General features: G+C 32.6%; 12 protein-coding genes. 7 read left to right on the forward strand and 5 right to left on the reverse strand.

Annotated features, from left to right (window positions below):
• Positions 1–113: 113 nt before the first annotated feature.
• The 4 genes from Q5I67_RS09920 to Q5I67_RS09935 all read right to left on the reverse strand — a co-directional run bounded on the left by Q5I67_RS09920 (position 114) and on the right by Q5I67_RS09935 (position 6087).
• Positions 114–788: a TerC family protein gene (locus Q5I67_RS09920; protein ID WP_296897821.1), complete on the reverse strand. Its 675-nt coding sequence runs from the start codon at positions 786–788 to the stop codon at positions 114–116.
• Positions 789–1049: 261 nt separating this feature from the next.
• Positions 1050–1931 carry a LysR family transcriptional regulator gene (locus Q5I67_RS09925; protein ID WP_296897823.1) on the reverse strand — a complete coding sequence of 294 codons (882 nt, stop codon included), beginning with the start codon at positions 1929–1931 and terminating at the stop codon, positions 1050–1052.
• A 57-nt stretch (positions 1932–1988) separates the two neighbouring features.
• A complete protein-coding gene (cobT, locus tag Q5I67_RS09930; RefSeq protein ID WP_302487215.1) occupies positions 1989–3911 on the reverse strand; it encodes a nicotinate-nucleotide--dimethylbenzimidazole phosphoribosyltransferase in 1923 nt (640 codons plus the stop codon).
• The gene (locus Q5I67_RS09935) at positions 3898–6087 is read right to left on the reverse strand and encodes a Tex family protein (protein WP_302487217.1); all 2190 of its coding nucleotides are present in this window, start codon (positions 6085–6087) and stop codon (positions 3898–3900) included. Before Q5I67_RS09935 ends, cobT begins: the two co-directional genes overlap by 14 nt.
• A 190-nt stretch (positions 6088–6277) precedes the next feature.
• On the opposite strand from Q5I67_RS09935, the gene metA reads away from it, so the two are divergent.
• From metA to Q5I67_RS09950, 3 genes are all read left to right on the forward strand, one after another.
• Positions 6278–7210 carry a homoserine O-succinyltransferase gene (gene metA / locus Q5I67_RS09940; protein WP_302487218.1) on the forward strand — a complete coding sequence of 311 codons (933 nt, stop codon included), beginning with the start codon at positions 6278–6280 and terminating at the stop codon, positions 7208–7210.
• A 35-nt stretch (positions 7211–7245) separates the two neighbouring features.
• Positions 7246–8451, forward strand: a complete 1206-nt coding sequence (locus Q5I67_RS09945; protein ID WP_302487219.1) for a D-alanyl-D-alanine carboxypeptidase family protein — start codon at positions 7246–7248, stop codon at positions 8449–8451.
• Positions 8452–8535: 84 nt separating this feature from the next.
• Complete coding sequence (locus Q5I67_RS09950; RefSeq protein ID WP_302487220.1) at positions 8536–10338, forward strand: sugar O-acetyltransferase; 1803 nt, start codon at positions 8536–8538, stop codon at positions 10336–10338.
• 66 nt (positions 10339–10404) lie between these two features.
• Here Q5I67_RS09950 and Q5I67_RS09955 read toward each other — a convergent pair whose 3' ends face one another.
• A complete protein-coding gene (locus Q5I67_RS09955; protein ID WP_302487221.1) occupies positions 10405–11322 on the reverse strand; it encodes an NUDIX hydrolase in 918 nt (305 codons plus the stop codon).
• 194 nt (positions 11323–11516) lie between these two features.
• Between Q5I67_RS09955 and Q5I67_RS09960 the strand changes: the two genes are divergently transcribed.
• From Q5I67_RS09960 to Q5I67_RS09975, 4 genes are all read left to right on the forward strand, one after another.
• The gene (locus Q5I67_RS09960; RefSeq protein ID WP_302487222.1) at positions 11517–12086 is read left to right on the forward strand and encodes a DUF3793 family protein; all 570 of its coding nucleotides are present in this window, start codon (positions 11517–11519) and stop codon (positions 12084–12086) included.
• 23 nt (positions 12087–12109) lie between these two features.
• A complete protein-coding gene (locus Q5I67_RS09965; protein WP_302487223.1) occupies positions 12110–12541 on the forward strand; it encodes a flavodoxin in 432 nt (143 codons plus the stop codon).
• A 135-nt stretch (positions 12542–12676) separates the two neighbouring features.
• The gene (locus Q5I67_RS09970) at positions 12677–13804 is read left to right on the forward strand and encodes a DUF362 domain-containing protein (protein ID WP_302487224.1); all 1128 of its coding nucleotides are present in this window, start codon (positions 12677–12679) and stop codon (positions 13802–13804) included.
• 241 nt (positions 13805–14045) lie between these two features.
• Positions 14046–14318, forward strand: a complete 273-nt coding sequence (locus Q5I67_RS09975; protein WP_302487225.1) for a DUF6198 family protein — start codon at positions 14046–14048, stop codon at positions 14316–14318.
• Positions 14319–14375 lie beyond the last annotated feature (57 nt).

Here is a 14375-nt window from a genome sequence, read left to right on the forward strand (position 1 = left end):
AGTTATTTATAAGCAAAATATGAATTAATGATGATATTTTGTTATTGATGATAATAAATAAAAGCTCTATTAATTTTTGGAGATTAATAGAGCTTTTATTATTAAGAGATTTTTTATTTTTTAGCTACTTTTTGACTATAAATGACAATTGCTCCAATGAAAATGACTGGTAAAATGTAAGTCATATATTCAGTTAAGGATAATAAGAAATTGCCAACGATTTTATCATGTAAAATCATTGTTGAAGAAGTATAAGCTAAAATAGCCGCACCTAATGTAATTAAGATAGGTAATCTATCCATTAAGTTAGAAATGATTTGACTGCCCCATACAACGATAGGAATGCTGATAGCTAAACCTAATAATACAAGAACCATGTTACCATGAGCAGCTCCAGCTATAGCTAATACATTATCAATGCCCATAGCTGCATCGGCAATAATGATAGTTTTTATAGCTGTAGCAAAACCTGTAGAGGAACTAAGTGCATTAGTATCTTCTAAAGTATGTTTTTCTGGTTTTAATAATTTAAATGCTATCGGCAATAAAATAAGTCCGCCAACTGCTTGTAAAAATGGAATGGTTAATAAATATGTGGCAATTAATGTCATGATAGCACGAATTACTACAGCACCAGCAGTACCGATATAGATAGCACGCTTACGCATATTTTCTGGCAATTTACGAGAAGCCATAGCTATGACTACAGCATTGTCACCAGCTAATACTAAATCGAGTAGAATAATAGAACATAAAGCCAATAAAAATTGAGTAGATAAAATTTCCATAAATAAAAATTGCTCCTTTCGGTTAAAAGTCTTCTAGGCACAAAAAAAGACTTTTAATACACATAGAATAATATGCGTATTAAAAGTCTCACTTATCGAAATCAATCGACGTTATTGCCAGAAGCATTTGCTACAGTGATTGTTGACAATAACACTAGGAAGTTACTCCCTTTTAATATCATTAGTTAGATTATAAGGTACGAATATGAAATTTGTCAATGATAAATGATAATGGAAATAATCTATCTTAGTTCATAAAAATTATTTATTAGAAGAAAGCTTCAAACATTCATCGATGACTTCTTGCATTTCTGGTGGTATGAATTTATTTTTATGATAAACAATATTGAATTGACGTTTAAATATAAGATCAGGCATAGTGAAAGTTTTTAATTTACCTTCTTTTAATTCATCTTTGATAGCTTCAGTGGAAATTACAGAAACACCTAAACCACTGATGACAGCTTTTTTTATAGCTTCCATGCTATTGTAAATACCAGCGGTTTGGTAGTAAATATTATGTCTATGCATTACTTGTTCAAATAATTCACGGGTGCCACTGCCTGTTTCACGAACGAAGAATTTTAATTTTGTTAAATCTTCAAAGGTGATTTCTTTATCAGCTAAGGGATGATTTTTGCCGATGATAAAGACTAATTCATCATCCATAAAAGGTTTAGTGATTAGATATTCAGAGTGGATTTCGCCTTCAACTAAAGCTAAGTCTAAACTATCATTTAAAAGCATTTCTTCAAGTTCAGATGTATTGTGAATTTCAGAAAAGATTTCTTTGCCAGAATCATTGTGAGAAATATGTTGAATTAAATCAATGAGAAAATTACTGCCGATAGTGATACTAGCACCGATGCGAAGATGATAAACTTCATTGAAAGCACGCATAGCTTGTTCTGTTTGAGCGTTCAAATTGATTAAATTGCGAGAATAACGTAATAATCTACGACCTGCTTCTGTAATGAAAATGCGACGACCTAAACGTTCAAATAAAAGTGTTTGGTAATGAGCTTCTAATTCTTGAATAACTTGACTTACAGATGGTTGAGTCATATGAAGTTTTTTGGCAGCAGCAGTAATACCATTTTCTTCACAAACTTTAATAAAAATAGCTAAATGTCTAAGTGTCATTATTACTCCTCTTTATATTTATAAAATCTAAATTAAAAATGTTTCACGTGAAACATTTTATTTATCTACTTGAATACCTGCTCCAGGGCCATCGTTAGCTATGGCAACACCTGCTTCAGCAAATGTTTTCATGTCTTTCATCATTTGCAAGGAAGCATCAATTAATTTCATGCCTAAGCTACAGATACAGCCACCGCCTGTAGTGATATTTAAGTCTAAATAATCAGGGCATACAAACATTATATATGGTTTGATGGCAGGGGCTAAGACTAAAGCATATTTTAAAGCAATTGTAGAAACTAAATCATCAGATAAAGTCAAAATACCATTGCTTGCAGCTCCTATAGCAACACCAGCCATAAAAGCGATTTGTTTTAAATCTTCTGTAGGTGTTAAGGAAAGAAAACCGCGTTTACCATAACGCAATTGACCATCAGGCGAACATAATTGTTGTTGAATATTTAAGCTAAAAGTACCGCAAATTTCTTTAGGATGAGTTTCGCAACAAGAAATACCTAAAACTTCTACATCTTTGATTTTAGAAGCGTAGCTGATACCTTGTAGAAGACTAAAAGATAAAGTTTTTTCTTTTAAGTTTGATTGAGGAATAGCGGTGAAATGGTAATCAGCGTTAGCATGATGAGCGAATGACTGAGTGAGTCGATGTTGTACAATACTACAGCTTTTTTGGGATGTTAGAACAAGTATTTTTTTGCGTACAGATGTAGGTTTTACTTTTTTGACAATACCGGAAATATGTTCAGCTATTTCTTCTAATCTACCTAAACTGTAGATTGGCTTTGTTAAATTATCAATGCGAAATCTACATTGTTTTTGAATTTCTTTATCTAGTGTAGGAATATTACGAGTGCGTTTTAATAATGTTGTTTTTGTATCTAAATCTGCTTGAGGAACATTTGGACGGATTAATTTATCGGTTTCAGCAAGTGCTGCCTGATATACGGATTGATAAGCTTCAATAGCACAATCTAAGATATTTACTGCGATAGATGAGCCTGTAGCTTCACCTAAGCGGAATTGTAAGTCCATATATGGAGATAGATTTAATTTTTTCAATATAGCATTATGAGCTGGTTCGGCAGCTAAATGAGAGGCCATGAGATAATTTGTTATTTCAGGGCAAATAGCTTGAGCGACTAAAGCAGCTGAACCTGTATTAAAGCCATCTAAAACAACAAAACAGCGATTAGCTGCAGCTCCGAGTATTATGCCTGTGATACAAGCAAGCTCAAAACCGCCTAATTTGCTGATGACATCAATGCCATCATTAGGATCAGGTTTATTTACCTTTAAAGCTTGTTTTACGACTTCTATTTTGATAGCGAGTCTCTCATCAGAGATATTAGTACCTCTACCTGTTGCTTGTTTTGGTGTTAGATTGCAAAAACAAGCTACCATTGCAGCACTCGATGTAGTGTTGGCGATACCCATTTCTCCTGGTAAGAAGCAACGATATCCCTGTTTGGCATATTCATTTACGAGTTCTATACCAGTTTCGATAGCACGAATAGCTTGTTCACGAGTCATAGCAGGGCCTTTAGCACAGTTTTGTGTACCGGGAGCTATCTTGCGGTCAATTAATCCTGGAATATCATCTACAGGTGCTTTGATGCCCATATCTACCACAATCATATCAGAACCGCAAAAATTGGACATACAGTTGGCTACAGCACCTTTAGAAACAAGGTAGTTTCTAGTCATATGAGCTGTGGTTTCTTGAGGATATGCACTGACATTCATTTCAGCGACTCCATGGTCACCGCAAGTTATAATAGTGAATTTTTTAGGTATTTCAGGATGAATTTGACCTGTGATACCTACATATCTCAATAAGAGATTTTTTAATTCGCCAAGACCATCGGCATTTGTCATAGTCTGAGCTAATTTGCTTTCTACAAATTTAATAGCTCTTTGGTCTGGTGGTAAGATTTTTTTTATAGTTTGATTAAGCAAGGACATTAGCGTTGTTCTCCTTTGTTACTTGTTTAAGGCTTAAGCCAATGCGATTGCGTTTAGCATCTACACTGATGACTAAAACATTTAAAATATCGCCTACAGATACAACATCTAAAGGATGTTTTACATGTTTATAGCTTAATTCGGAAATATGAATGAGACCAGCTGTTTTGATACCAATATCTACGAAAACACCAAAATCGGTGATATTGCGGACTGTACCACGCATGATAGTGCCGACCTTGATATCTTCTAATTTGATGATATTTTGGCGTGTAAGTGGAGCTGGTAAGTCTTCACGAGGATCGCGTCCTGGTTTTGTTAAAGCCTCTAAAATATCTTTAACAGTAAAGACGCCGGCGTTTAATTTAGTAGCTAATTTATCAGTATCAACTAATTTTATTTTTGCTTTGAGTAGCTCTAATTTATTTTTATCTACTAAATCTTCAAGTGAAAAACCAAGCTCAGCTAATATTTGTTCAGCAAGAGCATATGATTCAGGATGAACAGGGGTATTATCAAGTGGAGAGTTGGCACCATTGATGCGTAAGAATCCAGCACATTGAGTATAAGCTGTAGGACCAAGACGAGAAACATTTAATAATTCTTTACGCGAAGAGAATTTACCATGTTCTTCGCGATATTTTATAATATTTTTGGCTACAGTAGCATTGATACCTGCTATATGTTTTAAAAGAGCAGCAGAAGCAGTATTTAATTCTACACCAACATGGTTAACAGCGGCTTCGATGATTGCATCTAACGTATTAGATAATTCTTTTTGATTGACATCATGTTGATATTGACCTACGCCAATAGCTTTAGGTTCAATTTTTACAAGTTCAGCTAAAGGATCTTGAATACGACGAGCGATGGAGATAGCACCGCGGATAGTTACATCATATTCAGGTAATTCTTCTATAGCTAGTTTAGAAGCGGAGTAAACAGAAGCTCCCGCTTCATTGGTGATCAAGTAATGAACAGGTAATTTATGTTCATTGATTAAATTAGCTACAAATTCTTCTGTTTCATAAGAGGCTGTACCATTGCCAATGGAGATTAGATTTACGTTGTATTTTTGAATATAATCTAATAGCTTTTGTGCAGATTTTGCTTTAGCGTCATCACTCATAGTGATATATAATACACCATGGTCTAAAACCTGTCCTGTAGCATCGACAATTGCCATTTTACAACCTGTACGATATCCAGGGTCAAGTCCCATTACAGTATAGCCAGCTAGTGGTGCTTGTAAGAGCAATTGTTTGAGATTGGAAGCAAATACATGGATTGCTTGAGTTTGTGCTGTTTCCGTAAGTTGATTGCGAACTTCTCTTTCGAGTGCAGGGAAAATCAGACGTTTGTAAGCGTCAATGATGGCCGATTGCAAAAATTCCCAATAGGGGCTATTTTCTTTTATGATAAATTTATTGATAATAGCAATATCTTTATCGATATCACTGATTAATTTTACTTTTAAGATGTCTTTACTTTCACCGCGATTGATGGCTAAAATGCGATGAGATGGCAAATGTTTAATTGGTTCGGTATAATCATCATACATTAAAAATGCTTCATCAGTATCGATATCGGCATTTCTAGTCATGCTTAAAGAAGCTGTTTGCCAGAGATGATGGCGAAGTTTAGCACGTATATCGGCACTATCAGAGACTATCTCTGCGATTATGTCAGAAGCACCAGCGAGTGCCTCTTCAATAGAAGCTACATCATCATTTAAGTATGCTAGGGCAATATCTTCAAGTTTTTTTGTGCTAGGCTCTTGCTGGAGAATAAATTGAGCGAGTGGCTCAAGTCCTTTTTCTTTAGCAATCATAGCACGAGTACGTTTTTTCTGTTTATATGGTAGATATATATCTTCAAGCTCTTGGAGTTTTTCTACTTTATCTATAGCTAAAGAGAGTTCAGGAGTCATTTTCCCTTGTTCTTCAATGCTATTTTTTATTTCATTTTGACGTTTAATCAAATTACGTACATAAATAAGCTTGTCATTTAGGTCGCGAAGTTGTTCATCTTTCATATCGCTAGTTGCTTCTTTACGATAGCGGGCGATAAAAGGAATGGTATTACCTTCGTCTAATAATTTTATGGCAGCATTTATTTGACTTGTTTTTAGTTTAAGCGAATTTGCTAAATAAGCTGTGATGTTTTGTTCAAGCATAAAAAGTCTCCTTAATAAATGTTATTAGTAATTATATCATATAATATAGAAAAAAAGTTATAGATAAAAGCTAAGAGGTAAAGTCAATCTTAATTGACGAGGTTTTATCGCTGTGATAGAATTAACGCCATAGCAAAAGATTTTTTAATATTTCACAAAATTTATAATAATAGTGGGAGGATAAGAAAATATGCCTATAAAAATTCCAAGTACATTGCCAGCTTCACAAATACTAGAGAGTGAAAATATTTTCGTGATGGATACCGAAAGAGCCTACACACAAGATATTCGTCCCCTAAAGATTTTAATTTTAAACTTGATGCCGAATAAAACTGTTACGGAAACACAATTATTAAGATTATTAGGTAATACACCATTACAGATTGAAGTAGATTTTATCTATACAGAATCATATTTACCAAAACATACATCAATACAGTATTTATCACAGTTTTACGGTACCTTTGAAGATATAAAAGATAAATATTATGATGGATTTATCATCACTGGAGCACCAGTTGAACGCATGGAATATGAAGAAGTAGCATATTGGAAAGAAGTATGTGAAATCATGGATTGGAGTAGAAAACATGCTTGGTCTACTTTTCATATTTGTTGGGGTGCTTTTGCAGGGCTTTATCATCATTATGGTATAAAAAAATATTATGAACCTAGAAAAATTTTTGGTGTATATAAACATCATTTAAATGTACAACATGAAAAATTATTCCGTGGTTTTGATGATGAATTTTATGTGCCACATTCTCGCCATATTGGTATGAAAAGAGAAGATATAGAAAAAGTAAAAGATTTAACTATTATGGCAGAAGGCGATGCTGGTGTCTACATAGTTGCTAATTTAAAAGATAATGAATTTTTCATTACAGGTCATGCAGAATATGATCCATATAGTTTGAAAAGTGAATACGATAGAGACATAAAAGCTGGTATGGACATGCATATACCTATAAATTATTATCCAGATGATGATCCAACAAAAGAACCAATTGTAAGATGGAGAAGTGTAGCTAATTTATTATTTAATAATTGGCTTAACTATTATGTATATCAAGAAACTCCATATGATATTGATACACTTAAGAAAAATCCAAGACGTAAATAGGATTATGATTATTAAAGAGAGATGAGTTTTATTTTATGTATGTTAAAAAGATAGCTGTAATTTTTAGTTTATGTTTATTTATTTGCAATATAGCGTTAGCAAAACCATTGCCAGAACCTAGTACAGGAGCAGTATCAGCTTGTTTGATAGATGCCGATGATAATGGTGTATTGTATGGCAAAGATGAAGATAAGATTATGCATCCTGCTAGTACTACAAAAATAATGACAGCAATTCTAGCTTTAGAAAGTGGTAAATTAGATGAGCCATTAGTAATAACACCAGAAGCTGTAAATACAGAGCCTTCTTCTTTGGGTTTAAGATTAGGTGATAAAATAACTTTAAGAGAAGCTTTGACTGGTATGATGATAGTATCTGGTAATGATGCAGCAGTAGCTGTAGCACAAACAGTAGCAGGCAGTGTACCAGCTTTTGCCAAAATGATGAATGATAAAGCAAAAGAATTAGGGGCAGTAAATACTCATTTTGTAAATCCACATGGACTTACAGCTCAAGGTCATTATTCCACAGCTCATGATATGGCGATTATTGCAAGTTATGCCATGAAAAAACCTGAATTTAGAGAAATAGTAAGTAAAAAAGCATATGATATGAAATACATGGATGGTCATACTGAATATGTAACTACCACAAATCGCTTTTTGAAAAGTGGTTTTAAAGGTGCTAATGGCATAAAGACAGGCTTTACAAATGCCGCAGGGGATTGTTTAGTAGCTTCAGCTACACGTGGACAAAAAACTTTGATTACTGTATTTTATAATGATGACTATCGCTGGGAAGATGCACCGGCTTGGCTTGAATTTGGTTTCAGTTTTTATGATCCTAGTGAATTACAAGATAGAACTGTAATGGATAAACAAAATATAATTAAACTAAATAAAATTACTGAGCAAAGAATAAAATATAGTAGAGAAACAAATAAAAATTTAGCGGCTTTAGATGCAGCAATTGTCAATAGAGCCAAAAGCTTAAATGATAAAACAGCAGATGTAGCAGATACAGCCCAACAGACAAAAGTAAAAGATGTAGATATAGCTGAAAATACAGATATAGAAACATCTGATGACGTAGATAATAATATAAATAATGATGAGTATAAAGATAATAATAGTAGTGAAGAGAATGTAGAAGTTGTTTCTGATGTAACAACAGATATGAATACAACTGAGACAACAAGTCCTGAAGAATTAAACCCATCATTAGAAAAGTATGTATATTGATTTTAAAAAGAGTCTTGTTATCAAGGCTCTTTTTTTGCTAAACTAGAGAAAAGAATAAATCTGTATTTTGAGGAGTAAAGTTGTATGACAAAAACAGCAAGACAATTACAAGAAGAAGGATTATTATACGATGTTTTTGAACAAGAATTAACTGATATAAAAGATAGAACATATGGTTTAGTCAGTGAATTGAGTAGAGCTAGTCATTTTGATACGGAATATGTGATGTCTTTAGTAAGAAAAATAGTAGCAAAAATAGGTCAAGATAGCTATATTGTGCCACCATTTCGTTGTGATTATGGCGATCATGTATTTATTGGCAATAATACATATATAAATTATAATTGTTGCTTTTTAGACTCAGCAAAAGTTACAATTGGCGATTATGTGTATATGGGGCCAAATTGTAATATTTTCACACCATGTCATCCTATTCATCATGAATTACGTAAGGAAAAAGTAACAGAATACGCACTTCCTGTAACAGTAGGTTCTCATAGTTGGATAGGTGGAGATGTAGTCATTACTCCAGGTGTTACTATTGGTGAAAATTGCGTCATTGGTGCAGGTTCTGTAGTAACAAAAGATATTCCAGCTAATTCAATTGCTGTAGGTAATCCTTGTAAAGTAATTAGACAGATAAATGATAAAGATAGAGAATATATAAATAGTTTGATTTTAGATGATGAAACAAAAGATAGCAAATATAAACAGGAAAATGGTTATGTTTATAGTGCGAAAGATGAAGCTATTTTTAATATAGTGAAAGATACAGTTCATTATGTAGAGATTTTAAATAAATTATCTAATAGTGAAATTCAACGTCGTAGAGATTTCTTAAGAACTTTTGTGGCAAAATTAGATGAAGGTGCTATGATTAATAGCCCATTTTATATGGAATTTGCCAATCATTTAGAAATGGGTGTAAATAGCTTTATCAATTATGATTGTATTATGCTTAACAATGCGATGGTAAAATTGGGCGATAATGTATTAGTTGGGCCAAAAGTAAGTTTCTATACAGCTATGCATCCAATTGACGCTAAACAACGTGAACAATGGCTTGTATATGCTAAGCCAATAACTGTTGAAGACAATGTATGGATTGGTGGTTCAGCTACTATTTTAGGTGGTGTAACTATTGGTAAAAACGCCATTGTAGGTGCTGGTGCAGTAGTAACAAAAGATGTTGAGCCAAATACAATAGTAGTGGGCAATCCTGCTAGAGTTTTGCGTAAAATCACAGCAGAAGATAGTAAGAAATTTCAAGAAGAATTAGCAAAGCAAAAAGATATAAATAAAAGTGAATTTAATAAGATGATAGCTGGTCAATGGTATAATGCAATGGATTATTCTATGTTGAAATTGCGTCAAGAAAATAATAAAAAGACAGAAGCATATAGCAGAATAACTATAAATACTTTATCTTATAAAGATAGAATGGCAAAGGCTATTGTTAAAGAATTTGGTGAAAATGCTAATATTATACCACCATTTACTTGTGATTATGGCTGTAATGTAAAAGTAGGAGATAATACTGTTATCAATCACAGTGGTGTATTTTTGGATACGAATGAAATCAATATTGGCAAACATGCTTTAATTGGGCCAAAATCTGGGCTTTATGGAGCTATACATCCTTTTGATGTAGAAGCTAGAAATGAAGGCATTGAAAAGGCAAAGACAATTAACATCGGTGATGGTGCTTGGCTTGGTGGTAAAGTAACAGTAGTGCCAGGTGTAAGCATTGGCAAACATTCAGTAATTGGTGCAGGTTCAGTGGTAACAAAAGATATACCAGATGATGTAGTAGCTGTAGGTAATCCTTGTCGAGTAATTAGAAAAATTACAGAAGATGATAAAATAAATCCAATCCGTAAAAAATAAATAGATAATAAAAAAGCCTTAAGAGTTTTTCTTAAGGCTTTTATTGTTTCACGTGAAACATTTTTATTAATCAATGACTGGTATCCAATTTTTATCTTTATAAGCAGCAAAACAAAGTTCAATTTGTTCTTTTGTATTTTTTCCTAGAGATAGATTAGGGAGATTATCTAGCGTGAAATAAGCACTAGCACTTGTTTCTATATTTTGATTGAATTTGCCAGAGATAACTTCACAGAGCATGAAGATTTTAGTTATGCCATAAGCGTATAATGGCACATTGTGGCGATTTCTATCATGTATTGCGATTAATCTAGTAGGAACGACATCAAGACCAGCCTCCTCTTTGGCTTCTTTGATGAGATTATCGCAGATGGATTGGTTGACATCTACCCAGCCACCAGGGAGAGACCAACGGCCATCACGTTCTTTGACAAGCAGGATTTTATCATCTTTGAAGATAACAGAACGTGTATCTAATTTTGGTGTTTGATAGCCAGTCTCATTGCAAAATAGAGTTTTTACTTTTTCTACAGGTAAATCTACATATTCGCTCATGATTTCAGCAGCCATTTCGCTAAGTCTAGTGAAGCGTTCATAATCAAAATCATCTTTAGTATAGGCAAGACCAGCTTGAGCGATAAATTGCATTTCCATGGCAGTCGTAAGCCATTTATGATTGATATATGGTTTTTCAATCATAGTTAATGTATTTAAAATATCATAAGGTTGACGAAAATAATATTTTGCTTGAATATGTTTAAAATTATGGCAAGACCATGTAGCAAGGGCAAAATCTATATTTAATTCTTGGGCTAAATCACTATCTTGAGCATTGATGCCAATGAATAAAGCATTATCTTTATCTGTGAAATCTGCTTTAGTTTCTACAAGGGATATAGAGATATTTTTCTGTTCTAAAAGGGAAATTATTTGCTTGAATTCATTGTTTTGTAAGGTTTTATTGATAAATAGTTTCTTATACATAAAATCACATCCGTAGTTTTATTTGTTCTTGGCTTATTAGCTTATTATATTTAAAGCGAGGAACTATTTATTTTTATTATAGCTATTTTTATTTGAAAAAGTAGTTATTTTAATTAAATTTATTATTGAAAGCTATTATCAATTATTATATAATACATTTATGATAATGATTATCAATTTAAAGAGGTGAAGAAATGAGAGTATGTGATAATGTAGAAACTATGTTAGCTTTTCATGGTGCTCCTACGTTAGAAGGTATAAAGCCAGGTAGTTTAATTTCGTTCAATAAACAACGTATAAAAAATTGTCATTTGATGTTAAAACGATATAAGAAATGTATGGAATGTAAAGGCATAAGATTTTTTATAATATCAGAAACAGATAATTGGCTATTGCTCTTCATTTATCGCCAAAATGCTTTAAATCAGGTAATTCGAGATGATAAAGTTCAAGAATTTTTGAGTTTTTATGGCTATGTGAATTTTAAAAATCTAAATCAATGCCTAAATTATTTAAAGACTCGCATGAGCTTGCAAAAAGGCTTTCCTCATGAGATTGGCATATTTTTAGGTTATCCGTTAGAAGATGTAAAAGGTTTTATTGAAAATAGCGGACGTCATTTTAAAATCTGTGGTCAATGGAAAGTATATTCAGATACGAAACGAGCTGAAAAATTATTTGCAAAATACGCAGAATGCTCAGACCGTTTTTGTGCTTGTTTGTCACAAGGGCAATCAATAGAAGATTTAGTAAAAGCTGTTTAAGTTAAACTTTAGGAGGTTTTTTGATGAATAAAATAGCGATTATTTATTGGAGTGGTTCTGGAAATACAGAAGCAATGGCAAATGCAATTAAAACAGGTGTAGATGGTGCAGGAGTATCTTGCGATTTATATTTTGTAAGTGACTTTGATGTAGCTTCAATAAATGATTATGATGGGCTTATTTTAGGCTGTCCTGCTATGGGTGCAGAAGTTTTGGAAGAATGTGAATTTCAGCCAGTTTTTGATGAGATGATAAACTCTTTAAATGGTAAAGCTGTAGCTTTATTTGGCTCTTATGGTTGGGGCAGTGGCGAATGGATGACGACTTGGGAAGAACAAGTCAAAGAAGCTGGTGCTGATTTATTTGAAAATGGTTTAATCATCAATGAAGCACCAGATGAAGATGGCTTAAATACTTGTGAAGATTTTGGCAAACGCTTTGCTGTAAGTAAATAAATATATTTTGATTAATCCTTAGCGATAGCTAAGGATTTTTTTATTGACTTGAAGTGTACTTTAAGTTGTAAAATGACTATGTATATAAAAATATGCTATTATATGATATAAATAATATACATAGGAGAGGTAATTATGGAAAAAGCTAAAGTTTATTTTACTGATATGCGTGCATATCCAGGTAAAGAAAATTTATTACAAAAATTAGAACGCTTAATGATAAAAGCGGGTATTGATAAAATTGATTTTGAAAATAAATTTGTAGCCATAAAAATTCATTTTGGTGAACCAGGAAATTTAGCATATCTTCGCCCTAATTATGCAAAAGTAGTAGCTGATGTAGTAAAAGCTCGCGGTGGTAAACCGTTTTTAACAGATTGCAATACTTTATATGTAGGTCGTAGAAAAAATGCTATAGAACATATGGATGCAGCTTATGAAAATGGATATAATCCATTCACTACAGGTTGTCAGGTAATTATTGCAGATGGTCTAAAAGGTACAGATGAAGCTTATGTTCCTGTGCCAAATGGTGAATATGTAAAAGAAGCAAAAGTCGGTCAAGCTTTGATGGATGCAGATATTATCATTGATTTATCTCATTTTAAAGGTCACGAAATGACTGGTTTTGGTGGTGCAATTAAAAATATCGGCATGGGCGGCGGCTCTCGTGCTGGTAAAATGGAAATGCATTGTGATGGAAAACCAAGCGTAGATACAGATAAATGCGTAGGTTGTGGGGCTTGTAGCAGAATTTGTGCTCATGGTGCTCCAATTATTACAGATAAAAAATGCACTATTGATCAAAATAAATGTGTAGGTTGTGGTCGTTGTATTGGTGCTTGTCATTTTGATGCTATCAGTCCTACAAATTGGAATGCAGAAGATTTATTGAATAGACGTATGGCAGAATATGCTCATGCTATTTTACATGGAAGACCAAATTTCCATATCAATATTATCACTGATGTTTCTCCAAATTGTGATTGTCATGGTGAAAATGACATGGCAATTGTACCAAACCTTGGTATGTTAGCATCTTTCGATCCAGTTGCTATTGATCAGGCTAGTGCAGATCTTGTAAATGAAGCTCCTGTAATTGCAGGTTCAGAACTTGCTGATAATATTTTAAAAGATAGCGTTGAAGCAGCAAAACATGATCATTTCCATAATACACATCCAAATACAAATTGGCATGTATGTCTTGAACATGCTGAAAAAATTGGACTTGGCACTTGTGAATATGAATTAGTTAAAATTTAAGTTAGAAATAAGAAAACAGCACTAAATTTTAATAGTGCTGTTTTTTTATATTTTTTTATCTATCTTCAATTTAATAAGAAAATTATTATTAAACTTATATGATTAAATAATAATATAGTTAATAAATTTAAACTATAAATATATAGATTTTAATTATTATAAACTATTGAAAAATTTTTTGTTTAGTTTTAAAATAATTAAATAGTTAATTAACAATATAATACAAGAAAGGAAAATTTACATGATAAAAAGATATGGTATTTTTTTAATTGGACTTACATTTATGTCTTTAGGAATTGTTTTAATCATCAAATCAGCGTTAGGGACTTCTCCAATTTCTAGTGTACCATATGTATTAAGCTTGGCTTTGCCATTTACAGTCGGTCAATTTAATTTTGCAGTTAGTTCATTGATGTTTATTTTACAACCTATTATTTTACGCAATAAATTTGAATGGGTACAGATTTTACCAAATGCGAGCGTAAAGCCCCTAAATTTATTTATGGAGATATAAGCTCGCTAAAAAACAATGATTCGATATCATTGTTTTTTATTGTATTATATTTTTAAT

It is taken from the genome of uncultured Megamonas sp., from assembly GCF_958438645.1.
In the GTDB taxonomy this organism is placed as follows: Bacteria; Bacillota; Negativicutes; order Selenomonadales; family Selenomonadaceae; genus Megamonas.

Bases quoted from the DNA above. Each gene is read 5' to 3' on its own strand.
- Q5I67_RS09920 (WP_296897821.1), bottom strand. From the start codon at position 788: ATGGAAATTTTATCTACTCAATTTTTATTGGCTTTATGTTCTATTATT.
- Q5I67_RS09925 (WP_296897823.1), bottom strand. From the start codon at position 1,931: ATGACACTTAGACATTTAGCTATTTTTATTAAAGTTTGTGAAGAAAAT.
- cobT (WP_302487215.1), bottom strand. From the start codon at position 3,911: ATGTCCTTGCTTAATCAAACTATAAAAAAAATCTTACCACCAGACCAA.
- Q5I67_RS09935 (WP_302487217.1), bottom strand. From the start codon at position 6,087: ATGCTTGAACAAAACATCACAGCTTATTTAGCAAATTCGCTTAAACTA.
- metA (WP_302487218.1), top strand. From the start codon at position 6,278: ATGCCTATAAAAATTCCAAGTACATTGCCAGCTTCACAAATACTAGAG.
- Q5I67_RS09945 (WP_302487219.1), top strand. From the start codon at position 7,246: ATGTATGTTAAAAAGATAGCTGTAATTTTTAGTTTATGTTTATTTATT.
- Q5I67_RS09950 (WP_302487220.1), top strand. From the start codon at position 8,536: ATGACAAAAACAGCAAGACAATTACAAGAAGAAGGATTATTATACGAT.
- Q5I67_RS09955 (WP_302487221.1), bottom strand. From the start codon at position 11,322: ATGTATAAGAAACTATTTATCAATAAAACCTTACAAAACAATGAATTC.
- Q5I67_RS09960 (WP_302487222.1), top strand. From the start codon at position 11,517: ATGAGAGTATGTGATAATGTAGAAACTATGTTAGCTTTTCATGGTGCT.
- Q5I67_RS09965 (WP_302487223.1), top strand. From the start codon at position 12,110: ATGAATAAAATAGCGATTATTTATTGGAGTGGTTCTGGAAATACAGAA.
- Q5I67_RS09970 (WP_302487224.1), top strand. From the start codon at position 12,677: ATGGAAAAAGCTAAAGTTTATTTTACTGATATGCGTGCATATCCAGGT.
- Q5I67_RS09975 (WP_302487225.1), top strand. From the start codon at position 14,046: ATGATAAAAAGATATGGTATTTTTTTAATTGGACTTACATTTATGTCT.